General features: G+C 73.4%; 16 protein-coding genes. 12 read left to right on the top strand and 4 right to left on the bottom strand.

Annotated features, from left to right (window positions below):
- The first annotated feature begins 171 nt into the window (after positions 1-171).
- Positions 172-1,296 (top strand): GuaB3 family IMP dehydrogenase-related protein, encoded by a 1,125-nt coding sequence (locus ACFWV2_RS25620; RefSeq protein ID WP_360785411.1) that lies wholly within the window; start codon positions 172-174, stop codon positions 1,294-1,296.
- A gap of 127 nt (positions 1,297-1,423) precedes the next feature.
- Here ACFWV2_RS25620 and ACFWV2_RS25615 read toward each other — a convergent pair whose 3' ends face one another.
- Positions 1,424-2,665: a nucleotide sugar dehydrogenase gene (locus tag ACFWV2_RS25615; protein WP_384408099.1), complete on the bottom strand. Its 1,242-nt coding sequence runs from the start codon at positions 2,663-2,665 to the stop codon at positions 1,424-1,426.
- Between the two features lie 299 nt (positions 2,666-2,964).
- Between ACFWV2_RS25615 and ACFWV2_RS25610 the strand changes: the two genes are divergently transcribed.
- The 6 genes from ACFWV2_RS25610 (at position 2,965) to ACFWV2_RS25585 (ending at position 16,398) form a co-directional block, all read left to right on the top strand.
- Complete coding sequence (locus ACFWV2_RS25610; RefSeq protein ID WP_384408097.1) at positions 2,965-4,671, top strand: glycerol-3-phosphate dehydrogenase/oxidase; 1,707 nt, start codon at positions 2,965-2,967, stop codon at positions 4,669-4,671.
- A 189-nt stretch (positions 4,672-4,860) separates the two neighbouring features.
- Positions 4,861-7,446, top strand: coding sequence for a protein kinase (locus ACFWV2_RS25605; RefSeq protein WP_384408095.1), 2,586 nt, complete (start codon positions 4,861-4,863; stop codon positions 7,444-7,446).
- 158 nt (positions 7,447-7,604) lie between these two features.
- Entirely contained in the window at positions 7,605-10,754 is a 3,150-nt protein-coding gene (locus tag ACFWV2_RS25600; RefSeq protein WP_384408093.1) for a protein kinase, read from the top strand.
- A 158-nt stretch (positions 10,755-10,912) separates the two neighbouring features.
- On the top strand, positions 10,913-12,718 hold the full coding sequence (locus ACFWV2_RS25595) for a protein kinase (RefSeq protein ID WP_384408091.1): 1,806 nt from the start codon (positions 10,913-10,915) through the stop codon (positions 12,716-12,718).
- A 153-nt stretch (positions 12,719-12,871) separates the two neighbouring features.
- On the top strand, positions 12,872-14,536 hold the full coding sequence (locus tag ACFWV2_RS25590; protein WP_384408089.1) for a succinic semialdehyde dehydrogenase: 1,665 nt from the start codon (positions 12,872-12,874) through the stop codon (positions 14,534-14,536).
- A 38-nt stretch (positions 14,537-14,574) separates the two neighbouring features.
- Positions 14,575-16,398, top strand: coding sequence for a GMC oxidoreductase (locus ACFWV2_RS25585; protein ID WP_384408087.1), 1,824 nt, complete (start codon positions 14,575-14,577; stop codon positions 16,396-16,398).
- Positions 16,399-17,071: 673 nt separating this feature from the next.
- Here the strand turns inward: ACFWV2_RS25585 and ACFWV2_RS25580 are convergent.
- Positions 17,072-17,380, bottom strand: coding sequence for a chorismate mutase (locus tag ACFWV2_RS25580; RefSeq protein WP_384408133.1), 309 nt, complete (start codon positions 17,378-17,380; stop codon positions 17,072-17,074).
- A gap of 367 nt (positions 17,381-17,747) precedes the next feature.
- Here ACFWV2_RS25580 and guaA point away from each other — a divergent pair, with 367 nt between their 5' ends.
- The 3 genes from guaA (at position 17,748) to ACFWV2_RS25565 (ending at position 21,829) form a co-directional block, all read left to right on the top strand.
- Positions 17,748-19,349 (top strand): glutamine-hydrolyzing GMP synthase, encoded by a 1,602-nt coding sequence (guaA, locus tag ACFWV2_RS25575; RefSeq protein ID WP_384408084.1) that lies wholly within the window; start codon positions 17,748-17,750, stop codon positions 19,347-19,349.
- Positions 19,350-19,827: 478 nt separating this feature from the next.
- Positions 19,828-21,069, top strand: coding sequence for a hypothetical protein (locus ACFWV2_RS25570; RefSeq protein WP_384408082.1), 1,242 nt, complete (start codon positions 19,828-19,830; stop codon positions 21,067-21,069).
- A 307-nt stretch (positions 21,070-21,376) separates the two neighbouring features.
- Positions 21,377-21,829, top strand: coding sequence for a DoxX family protein (locus tag ACFWV2_RS25565; RefSeq protein WP_384408131.1), 453 nt, complete (start codon positions 21,377-21,379; stop codon positions 21,827-21,829).
- Between the two features lie 156 nt (positions 21,830-21,985).
- Here the strand turns inward: ACFWV2_RS25565 and ACFWV2_RS25560 are convergent, their stop codons facing one another.
- Entirely contained in the window at positions 21,986-23,329 is a 1,344-nt protein-coding gene (locus ACFWV2_RS25560; protein ID WP_384408080.1) for a PspC domain-containing protein, read from the bottom strand.
- Positions 23,330-23,485: 156 nt separating this feature from the next.
- Here ACFWV2_RS25560 and ACFWV2_RS25555 point away from each other — a divergent pair, with 156 nt between their 5' ends.
- Entirely contained in the window at positions 23,486-24,748 is a 1,263-nt protein-coding gene (locus ACFWV2_RS25555) for a PspC domain-containing protein (protein WP_384408078.1), read from the top strand.
- The gene (locus tag ACFWV2_RS25550; protein WP_384408076.1) at positions 24,745-25,461 is read left to right on the top strand and encodes a LuxR C-terminal-related transcriptional regulator; all 717 of its coding nucleotides are present in this window, start codon (positions 24,745-24,747) and stop codon (positions 25,459-25,461) included. Before ACFWV2_RS25555 ends, ACFWV2_RS25550 begins: the two co-directional genes overlap by 4 nt.
- Before the next feature lie 40 nt (positions 25,462-25,501).
- On the opposite strand, the gene ACFWV2_RS25545 is transcribed toward ACFWV2_RS25550, so the two are convergent.
- Positions 25,502-26,635 (bottom strand): NlpC/P60 family protein, encoded by a 1,134-nt coding sequence (locus ACFWV2_RS25545; RefSeq protein ID WP_384408074.1) that lies wholly within the window; start codon positions 26,633-26,635, stop codon positions 25,502-25,504.
- Positions 26,636-26,789 lie beyond the last annotated feature (154 nt).

The following is a 26,789-nucleotide window of genomic DNA, read 5'->3' as shown; positions in this document are numbered from 1 at the left end:
ACACGCCCCCCCCCCCCCACCACCCCCCCTCCCGGGCGGCCCCCCCAAAACCCCCCACAAAAAACCCCGCCCCCCGGGGGGGGGGGGGGGGGGGGGGGGGCCCCCCCCCCCCCCCCACGCTTGTGTCGGGGATACTGGTAGGCGCAGACGTAGAGGGAAAGGCCACACATCGTGACTGAGATCGAGATCGGGCGCGGCAAGCGCGGCCGCAGGGCGTACGCGTTCGACGACATCGCCATCGTCCCGAGCCGGCGCACCCGGGACCCGAAGGAGGTCTCGATCGCCTGGCAGATCGACGCCTACCGGTTCGAGCTGCCGTTCCTGGCCGCGCCGATGGATTCGATCGTCTCGCCGCAGACGGCCATCCGCATCGGCGAGCTGGGCGGCCTGGGCGTCCTCAACCTGGAGGGCCTCTGGACCCGGTACGAGGACCCGCAGCCGCTGCTGGACGAGATCGCCGAGATGGACGAGGCGACCGCGACCCGCCGTCTGCAGGAGATCTACGCCGCCCCGATCAAGGAAGAGCTGATCGGGCAGCGCATCAAGGAGGTGCGCGACTCCGGTGTCGTCACCGCCGCCGCGCTCTCCCCGCAGCGCACCGCGCAGTTCTCGAAGGCCGTCGTCGACGCCGGCGTGGACATCTTCGTCATCCGCGGTACGACGGTCTCCGCCGAGCACGTCTCGGGCGCGGCCGAGCCGCTGAACCTGAAGCAGTTCATCTACGAGCTCGACGTCCCGGTCATCGTCGGCGGCTGCGCCACGTACACCGCGGCCCTGCACCTGATGCGTACCGGCGCGGCGGGTGTCCTCGTCGGGTTCGGCGGCGGCGCGGCGCACACCACCCGCAACGTGCTCGGCATCCAGGTCCCGATGGCGACCGCGGTCGCCGACGTGGCCGCGGCCCGCCGCGACTACATGGACGAGTCCGGCGGCCGGTACGTGCACGTCATCGCCGACGGCGGTGTCGGCTGGTCCGGCGACCTGCCGAAGGCCATCGCCTGCGGCGCCGACTCGGTCATGATCGGCTCCCCGCTGGCCCGCGCCACGGACGCGCCCGGCAAGGGCCACCACTGGGGCATGGAGGCCGTCCACGAGGACGTGCCGCGCGGCAAGCTGGTCGACCTGGGCATCGTCGGCACCACCGAGGAGATCCTCGCCGGCCCGTCGCACATCCCGGACGGCTCGATGAACTTCTTCGGCGCCCTGCGCCGCTCGATGGCGACGACGGGCTACAGCGAACTCAAGGAGTTCCAGCGCGTCGAGGTCACGGTCGCGGACGCACAGCACAAGCGCTGACAGCCGTCCTGTACGCGAAGGGGCCCCGCACCGACCGTGGTGCGAGGCCCCTTTCGTGCGCTTTCCGGGCACCTTGCGCGGACTTCTGGCGTAGTCCCCGCGTGCTCCTCACGCGCTGCTCACCTGCTCAGAGGCGGTGGGCCGCTCCGGCCGGGGTGGCTCCTCTGGTGTCGAGGAGGAGTTGGGCCTTGACCGAGAGGCCCTGGAGGTCGTAGGTGCGGTGGTGCTGGAGCAGGATCGTCAGGTCGGCGTGGGCGGCGGCCTCGTAGAGGGAGTCGGCGCGGGGGACGGGCAGGTCGCGGACGCGCCAGTCGGGGACGTGCGGGTCGTGGTAGCTGACGGCCGCGCCCAGGTCCATGAGGCGGCGGGCGATCTCGTCGGCGGGGGAGCCCTGACGGTCGGACAGGTCCGGCTTGTACGTGATGCCCAGGAGGAGGATCCGGGCGCCGCGGGCCGACTTGCCGTGCTCGTTGAGCAGGGTGGCGGCGCGCTGGACGACGTACCGCGGCATGCGTTCGTTGACCTGCCCGGCGAGTTCGACGAGACGGAGCGGCCGGTGGGCGCCGACGGTGTCGACGGGGGCGCCGTGCCCGCCGACGCCCGGGCCCGGCCGGAAGGCCTGGAAGCCGAAGGGCTTGGTCTCGGCGCAGCGGATGACGTCCCACAGGTCGACGCCGAGTTCGTGGCAGAGCACCGACATCTCGTTGACCAGGGCGATGTTGACGTGCCGGAAGTTGGTCTCCAGGAGCTTGACCGTCTCCGCCTCCCGGGGGCCACGCGCGCGTACCACCTTGTCGGTGAGCCGGCCGTAGAAGGCGGCCGCGGATTCGGTGCAGGCCGGGGTGAGGCCGCCGATGACCTTGGGGGTGCCGGCGAACCCGTGGGTGCGGCTCCCGGGATCGAGGCGGCCGGGGGAGTACGCGAGGTGGAAGTCGCGTCCGGCGCGCAAACCCGAGCCCGTCTCCAGGAGGTCGCGAAGCAGGCCCTCGGTGGTGCCCGGGGGGGCCGGCGACTCGAGGAGGACGGTGGTGTGGGGGCGCAGCCGCGCGGCGAGCACGCGCGCGGAGTCGGTGACGGCGGTGAGGTCGAGCGCGCGGTCGGGGCCGAGGGGGGTCGGCGCGCAGAGGACGGCGGTGCGGACCCGGCCGAGCTCGGCGGGATCGGCGGTCGGCCGGAAGCCGCCGGAGAGCATCCGGCGGATCTCGGGGACGGAGAGCGAGCCGTCGACGGGGGAGCGGCCCGCGGCGAGCTCGGCGACGGGTCGTGGGTCGGTGTCGTAGCCGATGGTGTCGATGCCTGCGGCGGTGGCGGCCTGGGCGAGGGGGAGTCCGTGGTGGCCGAGGCCGATGACGGCGAGATCAGCGGGCATGGGGGTGGGCCGTCCTTCCCAGTAGCCGGAGGGGACGCGGGGCGCAAGCCCGGTGGACAGAACGGGTCGAGCGCAATGTCAGACTAGGCGTAAATATGACCGATATGCGGCATTGTGTGGTCGAAGGTCGCCGAGTGTTATCCACAGGTCGGCCGCGAGGCGGTGGCTGAAGTCGCGGGGGCGGGACAGAATCGAGCTGTGAGCCGGACCACACGGGCCCGGTTCGCGGCACGTGTGCGCAGGGCTGGTGTGCGTACGGCGTGTGCGGGACAGACGGGGGACGACGGGAGGCGGCAGCCGTGAGGACAGCGACACTGGGACCCGCAGAGCGCGCCGAAGCGCTGGCGGCGATGGCGGAGCGCGAGCTGGACGTGCTGGTCGTCGGTGCCGGAGTGGTGGGCGCCGGGACGGCACTCGACGCCGTCACGAGAGGCCTCTCCACCGGCCTCGTCGAGGCGCGCGACTGGGCCTCCGGCACGTCGAGCCGGTCGAGCAAACTCATCCACGGCGGCCTGCGCTACCTGGAGATGCTGGACTTCGCCCTGGTCAGGGAGGCCCTCAAGGAGCGCGGCCTGCTCCTGGGGCGGCTCGCGCCCCATCTGGTGAAGCCGGTCCCGTTCCTGTACCCGCTCCAGCACAAGGGCTGGGAGCGGTTCTACGCGGGCTCCGGCGTCGCGCTGTACGACGCGATGTCCCTCTCCTCGGGCCACGGCCGGGGGCTCCCCGTCCACCGGCACCTCTCCCGGAGCCGCGCCCTGCGGGTCGCCCCCTGCCTCAAGAAGGACGCCCTGGTCGGCGCCCTCCAGTACTACGACGCCCAGATGGACGACGCGCGCTTCGTCACCACCCTCGTCCGCACCGCCGCCTCCTACGGCGCCCTGGCCGCGAGCAGGGCCCGTGTCATCGGCTTCCTGCGCGAGGGGGAGCGGGTCGTCGGCGCCCGCGTCCAGGACGTCGAGGCCGGCGTGGCGTACGAGATCCGCGCCCGCCAGATCGTCAACGCCACCGGCGTGTGGACCGACGACACCCAGGCCCTCATCGGGGAGCGCGGCCAGTTCCACGTCCGCGCCTCCAAGGGCATCCACCTCGTGGTCCCCAAGGACCGCATCCACTCCACCACCGGGCTCATCCTGCGCACCGAGAAGTCCGTGCTCTTCGTGATCCCCTGGGGACGTCACTGGATCGTCGGCACCACCGACACCGAATGGGACCTCGACAAGGCCCACCCGGCGGCGTCCAGCGCGGACATCGACTACCTCCTGGAGCATGTGAACACGGTGCTCGGCACCCCGCTCACCCGCGACGACGTCGAAGGCGTCTACGCGGGCCTGAGGCCCCTGCTCGCCGGCGAGTCGGACGCCACGAGCAAGCTCTCGCGCGAACACACCGTCGCCCACCCGGTCCCCGGCCTGGTCGTGGTGGCCGGCGGCAAGTACACGACGTACCGCGTCATGGCCAAGGACGCCGTCGACGAGGCGGTGCACGCCCTCGACCAGCGCGTCGCCCCCTGCGTCACCGAGGACACCCCGCTGCTCGGCGCCGAGGGGTACCGGGCCCTGTGGAACGCGCGGGCCAGGATCGCCGCGCGGACCGGCCTCCACGTCGTCCGGGTCGAGCATCTCCTCAACCGCTACGGCTCCATGACGGAGGAGATCCTCGACCTGATCGCCGAGGACCCCGCACTCGGCGAGCCGCTCGCGGCCGCCGACGACTACCTGCGCGCCGAAATCGTCTACGCCGCCTCGCACGAGGGCGCGCGCCACCTCGACGACGTCCTGACCCGGCGGACCCGGATCTCCATCGAGACCTTCGACCGCGGCACGCTCAGCGCACGCGAGTGCGCGGAACTCATGGGCCCGGTGCTCGGCTGGGACGAGCACCAGATCGAGAAGGAGGTCGAGCACTACCGGAAGCGGGTCGAGGCGGAGCGGGAGTCGCAGCGGCAGCCCGACGACCTGACGGCGGACGCCGCCCGGCTCGGGGCGCCGGACATCGTGCCGATCTGACAGGACCTCGGGGCGCACGCGCCGGGTGGGAACCTGGGGGCGTGCGGGGGCGTCGTCAATCCCGGAGTACGGACCCGGGGGCGCCGCCCGTCCCGAGGTGAGGGACAATGGCCTCTCTTCCAGGGCGGGTTACCGCATCGGGCGGAAAGCGGCAGACGCGGCGAAGATCAGGGATCGCAGAGGGGACGCATGTCGGAGGCGGAGCAGTCGCGGGACAAGGCGAAGGACCCCGGGCGGGACGCCGCCGCGGGGGCCGCCACCGAGGGCGACCGAGGAGCGGTCCCGGCCGCGCGTGAACCGGTGCGGGACCCGAAGGACCCGCAGGTCAGGCAGGGTGCGGGCGAGGCCGGCAACCCGGTGGGCAGCGGTGTCCCGGAGGGCACCGGCGAGGCGCGGGGCGCGCGGGGTTCGGAGGACGCTGTGGGAGCTGCGGGCTCGGACGGTTCGGGCGGCGTGGACGGTGCGGCTGGTTCGGGTGCCTCGGGTAGTTCGGCTGACTCGGGTCGTCCGGCTGGTACGGGCGGTTCGGTCGGTTCGGGTGCCTCGGGTGGTTCGGAGCACGCCGTGGGAGCTGCGGACCCGGACGGTTCGGTCGATGCGGGCGGTTCGATGGGCGTGGCGGAGAGCGCGGTCGACGGTGCGGGCTCTGACGGCGTGTCGCCTGACGGTGCGGCGGGTTCGGGCGGGAGCCGGGGCGAGGACGCCGGTACGGCCGGGCGGCTGCGCGGGACCGAGCCGTCGACCGGACGCGCCGGGTTCGGCGCGGGCGACGGTGACGGCGAGAGCGGCCGCCGGCCGGCGCCGGGCACCGCGCGCGGCACCGGCGGCGACAGGCCGCGCAAGGCCCCGGCCGGAGAGGGCCGCCTCCTGGCGGGCCGCTACCGCCTCGGCGTGGTCCTCGGACGCGGCGGCATGGGCACCGTGTGGCGCGCGGTCGACGAGACCCTCGGCCGTACCGTCGCCGTGAAGGAACTCCGCTTCCCCACCAGCATCGACGAGGACGAGAAGCGCCGCCTCATCACCCGGACCCTGCGTGAGGCGAAGGCCATCGCCCGGATCCGCAACAACGGCGCGGTGACGGTGTACGACGTCGTCGACGAGGACGACCGCCCGTGGATCGTCATGGAGCTGATCGAGGGCAAGTCCCTCGCGGACGCCGTGCGCGAGGACGGCACGCTCACGCCCCGGCGCGCCGCCGAGGTCGGCCTTGCCATCCTCGACGTGCTGCGTTCGGCACACCGCGAGGGCATCCTGCACCGCGACGTGAAGCCGTCCAACGTCCTGATCGCCGATGACGGCCGGGTCGTCCTCACCGACTTCGGCATCGCCCAGGTGGAGGGCGACCCCTCGATCACCTCCACCGGCATGCTCGTCGGCGCCCCCTCGTACATCTCGCCGGAGCGCGCCCGCGGCCACAAGCCCGGCCCCGCGGCCGACATGTGGTCGCTCGGCGGGCTCCTGTACGCGGCGGTCGAGGGCAGCCCGCCGTACGACAAGGGCTCCGCCATCGCCACCCTCACGGCGGTGATGACCGAGTCGGTCGACCCGCCGAAGAACGCCGGACCCGAGCTCGAGAAGGTCATCTACGGTCTCCTCGCCAAGGACCCGGCCCAGCGGCTCGACGACGCCGGCGCGCGCGTCCTGCTGCGTGCCGTGCTCGACGCGCCCACGGTGGCGACCCCGGAGACCTCCCCCGAGGCCACCATGGTCGTACCGCTGCCGCCGCGTCCCGAGCGGACGCCGGTGGTCCCGGCCGCCGACCAGGGCGCGCCCGACGCGGCCGCCGACCGGATGCGGGGCGCCCTGAAGTCCGTGCGCAACGCGGCGGCCTCCGTGAAGGCCGAACCCGCGGCGGGTGCGCGGTCGAGGACGGGCGCCGGTGCGCGTACGAGTGCGGGCGACCCCGCACGGCGCGGAGGGGGCCGCCCGGTCGCGGCCCGCGCGCCGCTGACCGATGTCGTACCGCGCCGCACGCTGGTGATCATCGCCGCCGTCGTCGTCATCGCCCTGCTCGGGACGATCTTCGCGGTCTCCCTCAGCGGTGGCGGGGACGAGAACAACCAGGGCAAGGAGACCGGCGGCACCACGGCCTCGGCCGGTGCCTCGGCCGGCGGTGACGCCTCCGGCGGATCCGGCGGCTCCGACGGCGGCAAGGGCCAGACACCCGGCGGCCCCGGCCAGCAGGGCGGCGCGCAGCCCGGAGACAACGGCGCCACGGGGTCCACGGGGACCACCGGCACGACGGGTTCCACCGGAGGGTCGAACGGCGACGGCGTCACGCCGTCCGGGAAGCCCGGCAGCGGCACGGGCGCGCAGCTCCCCGCGGGCTACAGCCTCGTCACCAACGAGCGCTGGCACTTCTCCATGGCGATGCCGTCGACCTTCACGGTGCGTGCCATACCGGGCTACAGCGGCGGCGGGATATTCAGCGAGAGCGGAGGCTTCCCGCGCGTCCAGGTCGACTTCAACGCCAGTCCGAAGGACGACGCCGCGGCCGCCTGGGAGCTGGGCAAGATAGGTGTCGCCGCCACCAGCAAGGGTTACAAGCACGTCGGCATCAGGACGGTCTCGTACAAGGGCTACCCGACCGTCGCCGACTGGGAGTTCGAGCGCGTCCAGCAGGGCATGCGTGTCCATGTGCTCAACCGCGGCTTCAAGGTGGACGCCAAGCACGGCTACTCCATCATGATCAGCTGCAAGGCGGAGGAGTGGAACGGTGCGGAGTGCCGGACGCTGCGGGAGACGGCGTTCGCCACGTTCAGCCCCAAGGACTGACCGGCGCACGTATCGTGAGAGTTCGAGGACCGTTCGCAGCCGAAAAGAACCGTTAACTGCGCGGTGCCGGACCGGAATTGTCGGACTCTCGTGATCCCGTCCGATCCTGAGGGATCGGCGGGTCCACGGGGGACAGCGTGCGCGCGTGGGGAGGCGTCATGGACGACTACGCGGGAAGGGTGCTCGCGGACCGCTACCGCCTGCCGCTGCCACCGGCGGACGCGGACGCGGACGTGTACGACCCGACCGAGACGCGCGCCTTCGACACGTACAGCGGGCAGGAGGTCCTGGTCCGCCAGGTGCCGCTGCCGGAGTTCGTCGACGCGGAGGTGGTCGACGACGAGGGTGACCGGGCAGGTCCCCACGGCGGCGGGGGGCGGGCGACCCGCCGTCCGGCCGAGCCCGTCGTCCGCCGGGCGATCGAGGCGGCCCAGGCCGCCGCGCAGATTCCCGACCATCCCCTCCTCGACCAGGTCTTCGACGTCTTCGCGGAGGCCGGCTCGCTGTGGATAGTGAGCGAACGCGTGGCGGCCAGACCGCTGTCCGCGCTCCTCGCCGAGCGCCCCCTGAACCCGTACCGGGCCGCCGAGATCGGCGCCGACGTCCTCACCGCCCTGCGCGCGCTCCACGCCCACGGCTGGGTCCACCGGAACATCACCTCCCGGACCGTGCTCGTCTGCGACGACGGCCGCGTGGTCCTCACGGGCCTCGCGGTCGGCGCCGCGGAGGAGGCCCTCTGCGGGTACGCGCCGGTACCGGAGGACCAGGGAGCGGAGCCGGAGCCGGGGCCGCTCATGACGGCCGAGCAGATCCCCTACGGGGCGGACGAGACCGAGGAACCGGGGGAGGGCCAGGGCTACGGCCACGGCGTCGACACGTACGGCCCGGACGCCTACCCGGCCGAGCCGTACGGCCCTGACCCGTACGACCTGGACGATGCCCACGGTCCTGATACGCACGGCCGTGACGGGTACGACCCCGAGGGGTACGGCCCTGAGTCCTCCGGCCCCGACACCTACGGCCCGGACACCTACGCAGCCGAGTCGTACGGCCGTGACACGTACGGCCGTGACGCCGGTCCTGACACGTACGGCCCGGACACCTACCCGGCCGAGTCGTACCGCCCCGACACCTACGGCCCCGAGTCGTACGGACCCGACACCTACGCCGCCGACTCGTACGGTCCCGACGCGTACGACCCCGACTCCGCCGGCCCCGACGACGCCCACCCCGACGCGCCCGAGCCCGACGGTCTCCGGGCGGGCGACAGCGAGCCCCCTTACGGTGCCGACCCCTACGGCCGGTCCGTGCCGCCCACCGCCCGGACGCAGCCCGCCGCCGCGCCGCCCACCGCCGACGTGCGCGCCGCGCGGGCCGGGGCCATCGCCGCCTACCGGGCAGGTGCCCGCGCCGCGGCCAGGCTCAGTGAGACCGGGGCGCTCCCCGTCCAGCGCCCCGCGCCCGCGGACCCGCCCGAGCTGCCCCCCGCACCGACCGCGCAGGCGGCCGGCGCGCCCGAGCCGCAGTGGTGGGCGCGGGTGGCGGACGAGGACGACGAGGACGACGGCGAGGAACCGTACGGCGGCGGCCCTCAGGCGGACCCGCCACCGCGGGTGATGCTGGCCGGAAGCTGGAGCGACGGCCCGCACGCGTCGCGGGACGCTTCAGGGCCGGTCCCGGCCGGGGGCGGTGGCGGTTCGGGTCGCGACCGTGGTCCCGTGCTGCCCGGTTCGGGCCGTCCGGCGCTGCCCGCCGGGTACCGGGCGGCGACCCCCGACCCCGCGCGGCTCCCGGTCCCCGCCGGCGGCCGGGAGGAGGCTCCGGCCACCGCGCGTGCCGCCGTCCCCGCGCAGCCGGACCGCGGCCCCACCACCCGGCTCGCCGCCGAGCGCGCCCGCCAGACCCGTATCGCGGTCGTCGGCGCCGTCACCGAGCGCTGGGCGCCCGAGCAGGCAGGCCCCGTCCACGAGAACTGGCAACTGGCCCCGCCCATCGGCCCCGCCACCGACCTGTGGGCGCTCGGCGCGCTCCTCTACCGGGCCGTCCAGGGCCACGCCCCCTACCCGGAGGACAGCGCCGCCGAGCTCGTCCAGCTGGTCTGCGCCGAACCGCCCGCCTTCGCCGAGGAGTGCGGTCCCCTCCGCCCGGTCGTGGAGTCGCTGCTGCGCCAGGACCCCACGGAGCGGCCCGACTTCGAGGAACTGCGCGGCTGGCTGCGTTCCCTGGTGCGTTCGGCGCCGGAGCCGGAGGTCGGTGCCGGAGTCGTGCCGCCGCCGTCCTACGACGGGAAGCGGCTGCCGATCGTGCGCCGACGCGGCGAGCTGGTGCGCCGCCGACGCGGAGGAGCGGGGGCGGGCCGCCACCGCCACAAGCGCGGCAAGGACCCGCGTCCGGCCCACCGCGAGGACGCTCACCCGCACGAGCGTGGCTCCGCCCCCGTACCGCCCGAAGGCCGTGGGGAGTTCCGCGAGTCCGCACGCGAGTCCTCCCGCGCGCCGTTCCACGAGCCGTATCAGGAGTCGTTCCACGAGGAGATTCCGCAGCGGGCCCCCCGGTCGCCCCGTGGCCCGCGCCCGTCGTCCTCCCGGCCGTCGGGCTCCCCGCGTGCCCTCGGTCGTACGCTCCTGGTCCTCGTCCTCCTCCTGCTCGGCGGCGCCGTCGCGTACGCCGTCCTCTTCCTGCCCGGCGAGGGGGAGACGCCCACCGGACCGGCCACCGGGGCGACCCCCACGGCCGGCCGGACCCCGGCCACCACCGCGCCGACGCCGACGAGCCGTCCGTCCACGGGCACGGCGTCGCCGCCCGCCGCGCCGCGCACGACCCCGCCCGCCGCGGATCCCTCGGCTCCCGCGCTCGCCGCCGGGTACGCGCTGCGCCAGGACCCGGAGGGGTTCCGGATCGGGGTGCCGAACGGATGGCGGCGCAGCCCGATCAACGATGCCGGGCAAGTGCGCTTCGTCGGCGGCGACTTCACGATGATCGTGGTGCCCGGCCGGGACAGCGTCCGTGACAACGGCTCCGATCCGCTGGAGTACCAGAGCACGCGGGAACGCGAACTGGAGCCGTGGCGGACGTCGAGCTGGTCGCGGGTGGAGAGGGCCCGGCGGGTGGACATCGGCCAGACGCCGACGGCCGAGGGCCACTACGTCTGGCTGGACGGCACGGGCCGCGAGGTGTTCGTGCGCAATCTCGCCCGGATCGACGGCGGCCGGTACTACGTCGTGCTGGTCATCGGCCCGGACAGTGAGCGTGACAAGGTCTCGGAGATCTTCGGGGAGGCCACCAAGGCGTTCCGGCCGGGGCGCTGAACCGGGCCGAGCAGGCGCGGAGCCCCGGCCCGGGTGTCGGTCCGAGCGCGTGAACGCCACCAGCCCCCGGTCACAGTGCTGTTCCTATGAGCGCCCCGAGGTTCCGCCGCCCGTGCCCCCCTCCGTAACCTGGCATCCGAAGGAACGGGCGGGGGCAAGTGGAACATTCTCAGAGCACAGGATCGGGGCTGTTGCTGGCCGGTCGCTACCGGTTGGGCGAGTCCATCGGACGCGGCGGCATGGGCAAGGTCTGGCGCGCCCACGACGAGGTGCTGCACCGCGTGGTGGCCGTCAAGGAGTTGACGGCGGGCCGGTTCGTGGCGGAGGCCGACCGGCTCGTCCTGCACGCCCGTACGCAGAAGGAGGCACGGGCCGCCGCGCGGATCACGCACCCGGGTGTGGTGACCGTCCACGACGTCCTGGAGCACGACGACCGGCCGTGGATCGTGATGCAGTACGTCGACGGGCCCTCGCTCGCCGACGCCGCCAAGGAGGCGGGTCCGATCGAGCCCCGCGAGGCCGCCAGGATCGGGCTGCACGTCCTCGGCGCGCTGCGCGCCGCGCACGCGGCCGGGGTGCTGCACAGGGACGTCAAGCCGGGCAACGTGCTCCTCGCGCGCGACGGGCGCGTCCTGATCACCGACTTCGGGATCGCGGCGATCGAGGGGGACTCGACGATCACCCGTACCGGTGAACTCGTTGGCTCCATCGACTATCTGGCGCCCGAGCGGGTACGGGGCGGTGACCCGGGCCCCGCCTCCGACCTCTGGTCCCTCGGCGCGACCCTGTACACGGCGGTGGAGGGCACGTCGCCGTTCCGCCGCACCTCCCCGATCAGCACCATGCAGGCCGTGGTGACCGAGGAGCCGCCGCACCCGGAGAAGGCGGGTCCGCTGGCGCCCGTCATCGTGGCCCTGCTGCGCAAGGACCCGGCGCACCGTCCGCGCGCCGACGAGGCCGAGCGGATGCTGCTCGACGCGATGGAGGGGCGGACGCCGGAGGCGGCACAGGCGTACGTGCCGACCCAGCGCGTGGCCAGGGAGCCGCTGGACACGGGGAGCGACCGGCCCGGCTCCCCCTTCGGCGCCGACCCTGCCGATCCGGGGGCCGAGGGCGGTGGGGCGCACCCGACGGGTCCCGCCTCCCGGCCGCCGGCCGCGAGCGCGACAAGGCCGTCGCCCCCCGGTACGACGGCGCAATGGCCCCACCACTCCCATCAGCAGCACCCGTCCCACCAACCCAACCAGCCCCATCAGCCGCACCCGGCCCACCAGCCGCCTGGGACCCATCAGTCACACGGAACCCACCCCACCCCGATGCCGCCCTCCTCGGCACCCGCCCGGGGCCGCTGGCGTACCGCCGTCCTCGCCGCCCTGCTCGCCGGGCTCGTCGCGGGCGGTGCCGTCTTCGCCGCGATGAACTACGCGGACGGCGACCGGCACGGCGTGGGTGGCGGCGGGCGGACGGCGACCACCGGCCCCGCCTCCGCCACCCAGGGCGCGGCGGACGACGTGCCGCCCGGCTGGCACCGCGTCGACGACCCAGCCGGTTTCAGCCTTCTCGTACCGGACGGCTGGAAGCGGCAGACCGAGGGCGACCAGATCGACTACACCCCGGACAACGGCCGCCACCGCATCCGGATCAGCATCGACCCGAGCCCCGACTTCGAGAACCCGTACATGCACGCGCTCGACCTGGAGCGCGTCCTGGAGAACCGGATGGACTACACCCGGGTCAGGCTCGGCCAGGTCACCTACCGCGACCAGGTCCGCTCCGCCCAGTGGGAGTTCACCTGGACCGAGAGGAAGGACTTCCCCGGGCCGCGGCACGCGATCGACCTCATGTACTACGAGGACGACGGCACGGAGTACGCCCTCTACATGTCCTCGCCGGAGTCGAGCTGGGAGACCACCCGCGAGCAGTTCGACATCGTGCTCCAGCACTGGCGGGCGCCGGGCGACTGAGCCCTCGGGGAAATCTCCGAGGAGGGCTTCCGTCAGACGTAAGCCCCTGATCAGGGCTTATGTGCCAGTGATCGCTGGCGCGATGTGCGCGCCCGGCGAAAACGCGTTACCGACGGGTACCCAAAGGGCGGCACGCCGCTTACGCTCGCCCTCATGACGGACTCGCAGGCCCCCGCCGCCCTCTCGGTTCCCGACGCCCCCGCAGCGAAGGCCCGGCCGGCCGCGCCCGCCGGTGCCACCAACCCGGTCGCGCCCGCGCCCGCAGGCGCGCGTACCGCCGCCGACGTCGTGACGCCCGAGGTGGTCGCCCGGCTCGTCCGGGGTGTCGTCGGCTCCGGCCGCACCGCCAACCACACCCCGTTCACCGGGGAGAAGCTGACGAACCTGCCCGAGTCCACCCCGGGGGACGTCGCCGAGGCCTTCACGCGCGCCCGTGTCGCCCAGGCCGCCTGGGCCGCCACCCCGGTCAGAAGCCGCGCCGCCGTCCTCCTCCGCTTCCACGACCTCGTCCTCCAGCGCCAGTCCGAGGTGCTCGACCTCATCCAGCTGGAGACAGGCAAGGCGCGCCTGCACGCCCACGAGGAGGTGCAGGCGGTGGCCGTCGCCGCCCGCCACTACGGCCGCAAGGCCTCCTCGTACCTGCGTCCCCGTCGCCACACCGGAGTCGTCCCGACCCTCACCAAGGTCACCGAGCTGCGGCAGCCGCGCGGTGTCGTCGGCCAGATCGCCCCCTGGAACTACCCGCTCGAACTCTCCGTCGGCGACGCGCTCCCCGCCTTCGTCTCGGGCAACGCCGTCGTCATGAAGCCCGACACGGAGACCGCGCTGACCGCGCTGTGGGCCCGTGACCTGCTGATCGAGGCCGGACTCCCCGCAGAGGTCTTCCAGGTCGTCCTCGGCGAGGGCCCGGTCGTGGGCCCCGAGGTCGTCCGGCACGCCGACTACGTCTCCTTCACCGGCTCCACCCGCACCGGCCGCGAGGTCGCCAAGGGCGCCGCCGCCCGGCTCGTCGGCGTCTCCCTCGAACTCGGCGGCAAGAACGCGATGCTCGTCCTGGAGGACGCCGACGTCGAGAAGGCCGCCGCCGGAGCCGTCCGCGCCTGCTTCTCCTCCGCCGGCCAGCTCTGCATCTCCATCGAGCGCCTGTACGTGCACGAGTCGGTCGCCGACGCCTTCCTCGCCCGTTTCGCCGCCCGCACCAAGGCCATGCGGCTCGGGAGCTCCCTCGCGTACGGCGCCGACATGGGATCCCTCGTCGGCGAACGGCAGCTGGAGACGGTCACCAAGCACGTCGAGGAGGCCGTCGCCAAGGGCGCCACGCTCGTCGCCGGCGGCGTGGCCCGCCCCGACATCGGCCCCCTCTTCTACGAGCCGACCATCCTCGACGGTGTCGAGGCGCCGATGGCGGTCTGCACCGAGGAGACCTTCGGCCCGGTCGTCTCGATCTACCGCTTCCGCGACGAGGACGAGGTCATCGCCCTCGCCAACGCCACTCCGTACGGCCTGAACTCGTCCGTCTGGACGAAGGATTCCCGCCGGGGCCACGCCGTCGCGGCCCGCCTGCGCACCGGCACCGTCAACATCAACGAGGGGTACGCCCCCGCCTACGGCAGCGTGCAGTCCCCGATGGGCGGCATGAAGGACTCCGGGCTCGGCCGGCGCCACGGCTCCGAGGGCATCCTCAAGTACACCGAGGCCCAGACCGTCGCCCAGCAGCGGCTCATCCCGCTCGCGCCCTCCTTCGGGATGGACGACGAGAAGTACGCCGCGTTCATGAGCGTGTCCCTGAAGGCGATGAAGGCCCTGCGCCTGCGCTGACGCCCTTTCCTTTTCACACCTTTCGTACGAGGAGAGCCATGACCGCGGTACCCCCTACCCAAAACCAGGAGCAGACGCGGGACGCCGCGTACGACTACGACGTCCTCGTCGTCGGCTCCGGCTTCGGCGGTTCGGTCACGGCCCTCCGTCTCACCGAGAAGGGCTACCGGGTCGGCGTCTTCGAGGCCGGGCGACGCTTCACCCGCGCGACGCTGCCGAAGAACTCCTGGGACGTGAAGAACTTCCTGTGGGCCCCCGCGCTCGGCCTCTACGGCATCCAGCGCATCCACCTGCTCGGCAACGTCATGGTGCTCGCGGGCGCCGGCGTCGGCGGCGGCTCCCTCAACTACGCCAACACCCTCTACGAACCGCTGAAGCCGTTCTTCGACGACCCGCAGTGGAAGGACATCACGGACTGGCAGGACGAGCTGCGGCCCTACTACGACCAGGCGAAGCGGATGCTCGGTGTCCGCCTCAATCCGACGATGACCCCTTCGGACGTCCACCTGAAGTCCACCGCGCAGGCCATGGGCATCGGCGACACCTTCCACATGGCCCCGGTCGGCGTCTTCTTCGGGGACGGGCAGGACGCGGACGGTACGGCGAGGGCGAAGCCCGGCGGGGAGGTGGCCGACCCCTACTTCGGTGGCGCGGGCCCGACCCGGCGCGCGTGCAGGGAGTGCGGCGAGTGCATGACCGGATGTCGCCACGGCGCCAAGAACACCCTCAACGAGAACTACCTCCACCTCGCCGAGAAGGCGGGCGCCACCGTTCACCCCATGACCACGGTCGTCACCGTCACCGAGGACTCACGGGGCGGCTTCGCCGTCACCACCCTGCCCACCGACCGGCGCAGGAAGGGCAGGGGGCGGACGTTCACCGCCCGCCGGGTGGTGATCGCGGCCGGCACGTACGGCACCCAGACCCTGCTGCACCGGATGAAGGACAGCGGACTGCTGCCCCGGATCTCGCACCGGCTCGGCGAACTCACGCGCACCAACTCCGAGGGCCTCGTCGGCGCCCAGACCACCGACCGCCGCTACCGCAGGAAGTTCGGCAGCGCCTTCGGCAAGGGGAAGCCCGACTTCACCCGGGGCGTCGCCATCACCTCCTCGATCCACCCCGACGCCCACACCCACATCGAGCCGGTGCGGTACGGCAGGGGCTCCAACTCGATGGGCAGCCTGACCGTCCTCCAGGTGCCCTACGGAGCCCACCGGGTACGCAACTGGTTCCTCAACCTGGTCAGGCACCCCGCGCTCGCCGCCCGCTCCCTCTCCAACTGGCACTGGTCGGAACGGACCATCATCGGCCTGGTCATGCAGTCCCTCGACAACTCCCTGACGACCTACCGCAAGCCCGGCGGTCTCGGAAAGGGCCTGCTCACCGCCCGCCAGGGGCACGGGGCGCCCAACCCGGTCCAGATCCCGGAGGCCACCCGGGCGGCCACCCTCCTCGCCGAGGAGATCAACGGCTTCGCCGGCTCCAACATCGGTGAACTCATGGGAACCCCGCTCACCGCCCACTTCCTGGGCGGCTGTCCGATCGGCGCCGACGCCGAGTCCGGCGTCATCGACCCGTACCACCGGCTCTACGGCCACCCGGGGATCTCCGTCGTCGACGGGGCGGCCGTCTCCGCCAACCTCGGTGTCAACCCGTCCCTGACGATCACCGCGCAGGCCGAGCGGGCCATGTCCTTCTGGCCCAACAAGGGCGAGGAGGACACCCGGCCGCCGCAGGGCGAGGCGTACGTGCGGCTCGCGGCGGTCGAGCCGAAGTCCCCCGCTGTCCCGGCCGGGGCCTTCGGTGCCCTGCGGCTGCCGTTCCTCGGCCTGCCGACGGTCCCGCCGAAGAGCGTGTGAGACGGCGGGCACGGTACGAGGCGACCGGCGCGAGGCGACCGGCGCGAGGCGGCCGGCTGCGAGGCACAGGAAAGGGCGCTGCACCCCCCTCCGAGTGCAGCGCCCCAACCAGCTTTTTGGTGTTGCCGCATAGATGACCCGTGACCGGAGGGATTGGTTGTAGCGGTTGCACAGGAACTTCGTGTGACGCGCGTCACATGCCTCGGGGTGGTCCGCGCAGGCAAGAGCCCCGTGCCCGCGATTCCGGTCGCGACGGCACGGGGCCCTTGGGGTCGGCACCGGTGTCAGGGCAGCGGCGGTGCCGAACGGGGCGGCGCCGGGGGGTCGCGCCGCGTGGGGGAGGGAACGAAGGGGACCGGGAGGTGGGGAGGGCGGGAGGCTCGGGGGGTCGGCCGTTGCGGTCGGGCCCGGGCGTCCCCGGGACCGACCGCACTTGATGGGTGACCGGGCCGCTGTCCCCTGCTGCCCGGTCACAAGCGCTGGTGCGAGGTCCCACGACGTACCGGAGTACGCCACACGCCCCAGCGAAGCCACGCGTGGTTTCTTACGGGCCCGCCCCTGGCTGGCACGGACACCCGGACCAACGAAGCCGCGCCGGAGCCGGTCACGCGCCGTACGGGTGAGAGCGGGTCCGAACTCAGATGCGGGCACCCACTCGGATGCGGGCACCCCCTCAGACGCGCCCCCGGCACAGCTCCAGCATCGTCATCGCCAGCGCCGTGCCCGGCTTGCCCAGCGCGTCCCGGTAGTGCCCGAGCACCTCCATCTCGCGCGCCAGGTTCACCCGGCGGCCGCCGGAGGAGATCCGGGCCTCCTGGATCACGGCGGAGACGGCCATCCGTTCCTGGATGAGTCCGATGATCCGGTCGTCGAGCGCGTCGATGCGCTCACGGGAGTCGCCGATCAGCGCCGCCGCCTCGTCGGTGCGGGCGCCGGTCCTCTCGGTCGCGGTCGGGAGGGGCGGGGCGGTCACGGCGCTCATGGCGGTCGGGTCGGTCACGGCGGTCAGGGTGGTCATGGCGGTCACGGTGGGGCTCCTCGTGGTGTCGGACGCCCTGGACCGATCCGGCCCGGAAACAGCAGAACGCCCCGGGCCTTGTCGGCCCGGGGCGCCTGGGAAGTCGCTTGTCAGTTGCTCAAGCAGCACGACCATGGCAGCCGGTGGGCCGGTTGCCATAGGTAAAGACGAAGGTCGTGAGCGTGCGCATGGCGACAGTATGAACCCCGCGGCCGAGCCGGAACCACACCGGGTTCGGATGGTGAGACGAACAGCTTCTACCGGCGCGCCGGTAGAATCGACAAATAACCCCCTGTCGGGGGACCCTCCCTACCGCCGGAAGGCCGCCGTAGTGTCATCAGCGACTCCCGCTGCCGCGCCCGACGTCTCCAACCCGGACGTAGTCCTCGTTGTCGACTTCGGCGCCCAGTACGCCCAGCTCATCGCCCGCCGTGTCCGTGAGGCCCGGGTCTACAGCGAGATCGTCCCGTCCACCATGCCGGTGGCCGAGATGCTGGCCAAGAACCCGAAGGCGATCATCCTCTCCGGCGGCCCGTCCTCCGTGTACGCGGAGGGCGCCCCCCGTCTCGACCGCGCGATCTTCGAGGCGGGCGTCCCCGTCTTCGGCATGTGCTACGGCTTCCAGCTGATGGCGACGACCCTCGGCGGCACCGTCGACAACACCGGCGCCCGCGAGTACGGCCGGACCCAGCTGCATGTCTCCCGGGCCGGCTCCACCCTCTTCGAGGGCACCCCGGTCGAGCAGTCCGTCTGGATGTCCCACGGCGACGCCTGCTCCGCCGCCCCCGAGGGCTTCTCCGTCACCGCGTCCACCGACGTCGTGCCGGTCGCCGCCTTCGAGAACGACGAGAAGAAGCTGTACGGCGTCCAGTACCACCCCGAGGTGCTGCACTCCACGCACGGCCAGCAGATCCTGGAGCACTTCCTCTACCGCGGCGCCGGCATCGAGCCCAACTGGACCACGGGCAACGTGATCGAGGAGCAGGTCGCGGCCATCCGCGCCCAGGTCGGGAAGAAGCGCGCGATCTGCGGTCTCTCCGGCGGCGTCGACTCCGCCGTGGCGGCCGCGCTCGTGCAGAAGGCCATCGGCTCGCAGCTCACCTGCGTGTACGTCGACCACGGGCTGATGCGCAAGAACGAGACCGAGCAGGTCGAGAAGGACTTCGTCGCCGCCACCGGCGTCCAGCTGAAGGTCGTCGACGCGCAGGAGCGCTTCCTCGCCGCCCTCGCGGGGGTCTCCGACCCCGAGACCAAGCGGAAGATCATCGGCCGCGAGTTCATCCGCGTCTTCGAGCAGGCCCAGGCCGAGATCGTCGCCGAGTCGGCCGGCACCGGCGAGGACGTCGCCTTCCTCGTCCAGGGCACGCTCTACCCGGACATCGTCGAGTCCGGCGGCGGCACCGGCACCGCCAACATCAAGTCCCACCACAACGTGGGCGGCCTCCCCGAGGACCTGGAGTTCGAGCTCGTCGAGCCGCTGCGCCAGCTCTTCAAGGACGAGGTCCGCATGGTCGGCCAGGAGCTCGGCCTGCCCGAGGAGATCGTCCAGCGCCAGCCGTTCCCCGGCCCCGGCCTCGGCATCCGCATCGTCGGCGAGGTCACCAGGGAGCGCCTGGACCTGCTGCGCGAGGCCGACGCCATCGCCCGCGAGGAGCTCACCGCGGCCGGCCTCGACCGCGAGATCTGGCAGTGCCCGGTCGTCCTGCTCGCCGACGTCCGCTCCGTGGGCGTCCAGGGCGACGGCCGCACCTACGGCCACCCGATCGTGCTGCGCCCCGTCTCCTCCGAGGACGCCATGACGGCCGACTGGTCGCGGCTGCCGTACGACGTGCTCGCCAAGATCTCCACCCGCATCACCAACGAGGTCGCGGACGTCAACCGTGTCGTCCTCGACGTCACCAGCAAGCCGCCGGGCACCATCGAGTGGGAGTAGTCGCTCCCGCGGGCGCCTGAGGCCGCCGCCCCGGTACTCCGGGGCGGCGGCCTCGTCTCGTCCGGGCTGGTGACCTGCCCCCGGCCGGGGGTGACCTTCCGGCACATGAGCGTGACACCCGACCCCGTCCCCCTCGACCGGCTGCACTTCGCATGCGGCCCTCTGCGACACCTGCACTGGCGTCGCCGTCGATGAGGAAGCGCGCCGGATCTCCGTCGCCCTCGGCACCCTCAAGGCGATCGTCACCCGAACTCCTGTCGTCACACCATCGCTTCACCCTTCTGTACGTCAATGAGATGGCGCGGCAATCACTCTCCGGCGGGGCGCACGCGGGAGGCGCGGAAGCCGCCGGTACGACACAATTCCGTTGAGTCGACGGCTGGTTGACTTCCGGGCCGCACCGGTACGCGCCGTGAAGAGAGCTCGGCAGGCGACCCCGGCGAGTGAGTTCGGCAAACGAGCTCGGGAAGTGAGCACCGTGGCGGTTCAAGAGGCGAGACAGTACGGCGAGCACGCGACGGCCTGTACCGGCTGCGCCCACTGCGGACGGGCCGGCCACCGGCGCGCCGTCGCGGCCTTCCTCGCCCGGCGCGACGAACTCGCCGCCGGACACGGCGTCCCCGCGGCGGTCGCCCACTCCCCGGTCGCCGCCCGCCAGTGGGTCTCCGACGAGCTCGCCCAGTCCGCCCGCGCCGTGACCGCCCGCGGCCGGGGAGCCGACGCGGCCTGGCTCGACCGGGTACGGCGCGGGGGTCTCGGCGCCGCCTGGGGCGCTGTCCTCGCCCTCCTCCTCGGCCAGGCCCTCACCGCGATCGGGGCCGGCTGGACCGCCACCCGCACGGCCGGCCTGTGCACGGCCCTGCTCCTCGCCCTCCTCCTCAGCGCCGCCGCCCACGCCCACCGCTCCCGCGGCGGCCTCCTCGCCCCCCTGACCGGTGAGGACAACCGGCTCTCCACCACCCGGGCCGTCGCCGCCGTCTGGCTCCTCCTCCTCGGCTACACCCTTCTCTTCCTGGCGTGCGTGTCCCTGCTGACGCCCGACGCGGTCGCCTTCGGTCTGGCCCGGGGGGCCGGTCTGCTGACCGTCCTCGCCCTGATGTCGGCCGTCGCCGTCACCGCCCGCCTCGTCGTCTCGGTGGGCATCGCGGCCCGCCGTCTCCAGAAGGTCCGCGCCGACCGTCCGCGCGCCGCCGACCTGCTCTGCGACGACAGCGGCAGGGCGAGCCTCGCCGACGTCCAGTACCTCCTCGTCTCCGGTTCCGTCCTGGTCCTGACGGCCGTCGCACTCGGCCGCCACCCCGCTGGGCTCCCCAAGGTGCCCTGGTCCCTCGTGCTCCTCATCGGCGTCTCGGCGGCCTGGCACCTCGCCGCCAAGTGCACCGAGGGCGTCCGCCCCACGATCCACTCCGTGGTCCGGTCCCGTGAGGCGGGCGACCTCGACGCCCCGATCCGCACCGGCGACGACATCGAGATCCGCGGCTGCGGCTTCGTCCCGCCCGGCGCCGGCGCCCCCGACCCGCTGACGCGGCTCGTGGTCCGCATCGGCCCGGTCCACGCCCACGTGCCGCTGGTCCCGGTCCCCGGCGGCTTCGCCAACCCCACCGACACCGCCCTGACCGTCCCCCTCCCCGCGGACGTGGAACCCGGCCGCGTGGAGGTCTCGGTCGTGACCGCGGCGGGCGTCGAGACCAACCGGGTCACGATCGACGTCGTGGACTGAGCGTCCGGCCCCCTTCCCGTATCCCCGGAGCCCCGGTGCGAGGAGAATCGGTGCGCGAGCAGCCGTACGGGGCAGGGAGAGGTGGCCGGCGATGACGGGACAGGCGAACCGGGGGAACGACACGGGTGGCGGCCCGGACGGCCCCGGCGGGGGCGGCCCGGACGGCACGGGCGGTGGCGGTCCGGACGGCAGGGGTCACAGCCCGGGGGCCACGGATGCCGTCGGCCGTCCGGTCCGGGGAGGCACCCGCCTCGCCCGGCGGAGAGGCGTCCTCGATCGGCGGAGGAGCGTCCTCGACCGGTGGAAGGTGATCGCCTCCCGTCACGCCCTCCTTCCGCTCCGGCTCTTCCTCGGCATCACCTTCGTCTACGCCGGGCTGGACAAGCTCACCGACTCCGCCTTCTTCGCCGACACCGGCAGCGGCTCCCTCGGCGAGACGATGCGCGGCGTCCGGGACACCTCGGCCGTCCCCGCCCTGGTCGACCTCGCCCTCAGGAACCCCACCGGCTTCGGCTACGCCATCTCGATCGGAGAGCTCGCCGTCGGGATCGGAACCCTGCTCGGTCTCTTCGCGCGACTGGCGGCGCTCGGGGGCGCGCTGATCTCGCTGAGCCTCTGGCTGACCGTGAGCTGGCAGGTCCAGCCGTACTACCTCGGCAACGACCTCGCCTATCTGATGGCCTGGCTTCCGCTGCTGCTCGCCGGGGCGTCCGTGCTCGCGCTGGACCGGCTCCTCGCCGAACGCCGTCGTATGCCATAGGCGATCCAGCTCGCGACGCCGGCCGCGCCCAGACCGCCGCAGAGCACCGGGATCACCACGTACCACGGGGTCGTCCAGCTCCCGGCGGCGTCCCCCGCGTACACGGCGGCCAGGGCGAGGGCGGTGAGGCCGACGAGCAGCCTGCCGGGGCGGAACTCATGAAGCAGCACGGGTGACCTCCACCTGTCCGATGCCGACCTCCAGCGAGAGGTCCAGGATGCCCGCCGGGACGGTCCCGGCCGGCGGGTCGAGCGTGCGGGTCTCGTCGCGGTCGGGCGCGATGTCGATGTCGTTGGGGGCCTGGCCCGGCAGCTGCAGATCACCGAGTCCCACCTCGGCGCGCAGCTTCACCACCGCGTTCTCCGGGACGATCACCCTCAGCTGCCCGGCACCGACCTCGGCCGCCGTCGTGACGGTCGTGCCGGCCGGGACCGGGAGCCGGGACAGATCGAGCGTGCCGACCCCGGTGCCCACCTCGTAGCGGGGCTGCACGGCGGTGACGGATGTCGGCTCCCATGTCGAGCGGACCCACTCCGTGGAGATCCGGTCGGGCAGGGCCGTGGCCAGCGCGAGCAGGCCCGCCGTGATCACGGTGTGGAAGACCGTGCCGAACCCGGTCCTGCCGAGGAAGCTGCTGACGACCAGCCCGAGACCGAACACCGCGAGCGCGGCGACCAGACCGGTCTGCAGGCTCGTGCCGAGCGGCTCGGTCCCCCAGGACATCGAGGTGCCGACCACGGCGGCGACAAGGGCCAGCAGGTGCACGAGCCCGCCTATGGAGAGCGGGCTCCGTCGCACCGAGGGCTTGGGGCGCCCGGGGGCGGAGGGGACGGGACCCCACTGGCTGCCCGGCTTCGGCACCTCGCCGCCCACCCGGCCGTCCTCGTCCAGGATGCCGTGCGGCCCCCACAGGTAGCCGACGGCCACCTTGCCCGTCGAGCCGTCCTTGACTATCGGGTCCTTCCACCACGACGGGAACTCGACCAGCGGCGGTGCCTTGGTCTCGGGCGGGGCCTCGGCGACCACGAGGGCGGCCGCGGCCGACTCCACCCGTCCCTCGGGCTCCACCGCACCCACCTGCCGGCGCCGTGACCACACCGCCGCCGCGCCCACGGCGAACGACACCAGCAGAGCCGACCCCAGCATCGACCCGCTGTGCAGCATCGACAGGAAGATCCCGCATCCCACCAGGGCCATCAACACCGCCGCGAGGGACGCACCCGAGACCCGGCCGGTCAGCAGCCTGCGCCCCTCGCTCTCCTCGCCCACGAGAGGGATCAGCAGCCAGGCGAAGCCGTAGAAGATCAGCCCGAGGCCGCCCGGCACCGCCAGCACGCCCACCGCGACCCGGAAGATCACCGGATCGAGGTCGAAGTGCCGGCCGAGACCGCCGCAGACACCGCCCACGACCTTGCTGCCGCGCGAGCGCCGCAGTGGCGTGGCGGTGACGGCCTCCGCCGTCGGCGGGGCCTCGTGCTGCGAAGGCATCGAACTCGTCATGCCTCCATGGTGACGGCCCGTGACGTCGAGCGGCACCGGGTCCGACCCTGGCCCGACCCTGATATTCGGTCCCCCTCCCTCCCCGAGGCGGCACCAGGGGCGATCTCAGGGCAGACCCTGATGTCCCGGGCCGGCCGGACGTGTGACGATCGGTGCATGTCCGCAGCCGCTCGTGTCACCGACACCGACGAACCGCCCGTGCGCAGGCTCTACCGGAGCGCCGACGGGCGGTGGCTCGGCGGTGTCGCCCGCGGCCTCGCCGGACACCTCGGCCTGCCGGTCGTCTGGGTGCGCGTGATCTTCACGGTCCTCCTCATCACGGACGGCCTGGGACTCCTGCTCTACGCGGCCTTCTGGATCGTCGTCCCCCTCGGCGTCGGCGGCCGGACCGCTCCGCGCCCCGTCTTCGAGACCACCCCGGACGGGCGCCGCCGACTGCGCAAGCCCGACCGGGGCCAGGTCTTCGCCCTGATGGCCCTCGCGATCGGCGGCGCGGTCCTCGTCGGCAACATCGACATCGGCAGCCAGACCGGGCGGTACGTCTGGCCCGGGATACTGATCTGCGTCGGCGTCGTCCTGGTCTGGCGCCAGGCGGACAACGCCCGCCGGGCCAGCTGGACCGACGCGGGACGCCACGGGCGCGCCTTCCACCTCGTCCGCGGCTTCGTGGGTGTCGCCCTGGTCGGCACGGGCATCGCCGTCTTCATGGTGGTCCGCGGCTCCGTCGCCCAGCTCGGCACGGCCCTCACCGCCGCGGTCGCGGTGCTCACCGGGATAGCCCTGCTCGCCGGTCCGTGGCTGATCCGGATGTCGCAGGACCTCACGGAGGAGCGCACCATGCGCATCCGCGCCCAGGAGCGTGCCGAGGTCGCCGCCCACGTCCATGACTCGGTGCTGCACACGCTCACCCTGATCCAGCGCAACGCCGACGACGCGGGCGAGGTCCGCCGCCTCGCCCGCGCCCAGGAGCGGGAACTGCGGAACTGGTTGTACAAGCCCGAGGGGACCGGCAGGGACGAGGAGCCCGAGACCCTCGCCGAGGCGGTGAAGAAGGCCGCCGCCGAGGTCGAGGACAAGCACGGGGTCCCCCTCGAAGTGGTCGTCGTCGGTGACTGCCCGCTCGACGACGGGCTGGTCGCGCAGATGCAGGCCGCGCGTGAGGCGATGGTCAACGCCGCCAAGTACGGTGGCGAGGGCGGGGCCGTCCAGGTGTACGCGGAGGTGGAGGGCCGCACGGTCTTCGTCTCCGTGCGGGACCGGGGGCCGGGCTTCGACCTGGACGCGGTGCCCGAGGACAGGATGGGCGTACGAGAATCGATCATCGGCCGGATGCAGCGCAACGGCGGCACCGCCCGGTTGCGGTCCGTGCCCGGCGGGGGCACCGAAGTGGAGCTTGAGATGGAGAGGGCGGACGGATGAGCGACGAGACCGGGACAGCGACCGGGACCGAGGCGGGGGCGGCGGGCACGGAGCGCCGGGTGCGGGTGGTGCTCGTCGACGACCACCGGATGTTCCGTACGGGCGTGCAGGCCGAGATCGGCCGGACCGAGGTCACCGGCGTCGAGGTGGTCGGCGAGGCCGCCGACGTCGACCAGGCGGTCACCGTCATCACGGCCACCCGCCCCGAGGTCGTCCTGCTCGACGTGCACCTTCCGGGCGGCGGCGGGGTCGAGGTGTTGCGGCGCTGCGCGAGCCTGATGGGCACCCCGGAGGACCCGGTCCGCTTCCTGGCCCTGTCGGTCTCGGACGCGGCCGAGGACGTGATCGGGGTGATCCGGGGTGGTGCCCGGGGGTACGTCACCAAGACGATCACCGGCGCCGACCTGGTGGATTCGATCTTCCGGGTGCAGGAGGGCGACGCCGTCTTCTCGCCCCGGCTCGCCGGGTTCGTCCTGGACGCCTTCGCCTCGACGGACGCCCCGCCGGTGGACGAGGACCTGGACCGGCTGACCCAGCGGGAGCGGGAGGTGCTGCGGCTGATCGCCCGGGGATACGCGTACAAGGAGATCGCCAAGCAGCTCTACATCTCGGTGAAGACGGTCGAGTCGCACGTCTCGGCGGTGCTGCGGAAGCTCCAGCTCTCCAACCGGCACGAGCTGACCCGCTGGGCCACCGCCCGCCGTCTGGTCTGAGCCCGCCCCGGGCCCGAACCGGTCGGAGTGGTTCCGTCCCTCAGCCCACCCGGGTCGCTCCGGCGAAGGGCATCTCGTCGATCGGGGCGACACGGATCGGGGCGCCCGGTCGGGGAGCGTGGATCATCTGGCCGCCGCCGATGTAGAGCCCCACGTGACTGATCCCGGAGTAGAAGAAGACCAGGTCACCCGGGGCGAGCCGGGAGCGGGAGACGCGTGCTCCGGCGTTGATCTGGGTGTACGTGGTGCGGGGCAGGGACACGCCGGCCGCGCGCCAGGCCGCCTGGGTGAGGCCCGAGCAGTCGTACCCGGAGGGGCCCGTCGCCCCCCACACGTACGGCTTGCCGAGCTGGGCGCGGGCGAAGGAGATGGCCTCGGCGGCCCGCGTGTTCGGGGCGGTCACCGGCCCGCGCTCGCCCTCGGAGGAGCGGTCGGCCCGCACCGGGGCGGAGCCGCCGGAGGCGGTCGTGCCGTTCGCGCCGCTGTTCCGCGCCGAGGTGCCGTTGCCCGTCGTGGCGCCGGAGCCGTCCCGGCCGGCCGCGGCGGCCTCGTACCGGGCCCGTTCCTCCGCCGTCAGGCGGGCGAGCAGGGTCCGCGCCGACCGGAGCTTGCCGACCACGGCCGCCTTCTGCCGCCGCAGCTCCGCCTCGTGCCCCCGCAGCACGGCGAGGCGCCCCTCCGCCTCCGCGCGCAGCTGCCGGACGGCGGCGAGTTCGCGGCGTACGGCGGTGATCGTGGCGGCCTGTCGGTCCCCGGCCTTCTCGGCGAGCGCGGCCCGCTCCAGATACTCGTCGGGGTCGGAGGTGAGGGCGAGCTGTACCGCGGGGTCGAGGCCTCCGGACCGGTACTGGGCGGCGGCCACGGCCCCGAGCCCGGCTCGCGCGGTGTTGAGCCGCTGGGTTCTGCGGGCGGCCTCGTCCCGGAGCCGGTCGAACGAGGCGCGGGCCTCGTCCGCCTTCTCCTCGGCACCGTTGTACCGCTCCGTCGCGACCTCGGCCTCCTGGTAGAGCCGGTCGACCTTCGCCTTGACCTGGGCGGTGGTGGGCCGTGGCTCCGCGTGCCCGGCCCCCGCGAAGAGCGTCGAGGTCGCGGCGGAGGCGAGGGCGAGGGTGGCGGCGGTGCGGACCGCCTGGCCACCGAGGGGCGACTGCTTGGGTTTTCGGTGCGCTGCCACGAAGGCGGGTCACATCCTCTGCCTGGGGGAACGGGCCCGCCGGGCCGACGGCGGGCCGCACAGGGGAGACGGACCGCCGCCGGGTTTTCTCGGCGGGGGCGACCGACGACCGCCGGAGCGCCGGCGGCGGTGGGGAGTCGGCCACCTGGTGGAG

Origin of the sequence: Streptomyces sp. NPDC058671 (assembly GCF_042716475.1) — a bacterium.
GTDB lineage: Bacteria > Actinomycetota > Actinomycetes > Streptomycetales > Streptomycetaceae > Streptomyces.
Note: the sequence above shows the minus strand (reverse complement) of the source record. Positions and strands in the feature narration are given on the sequence as shown.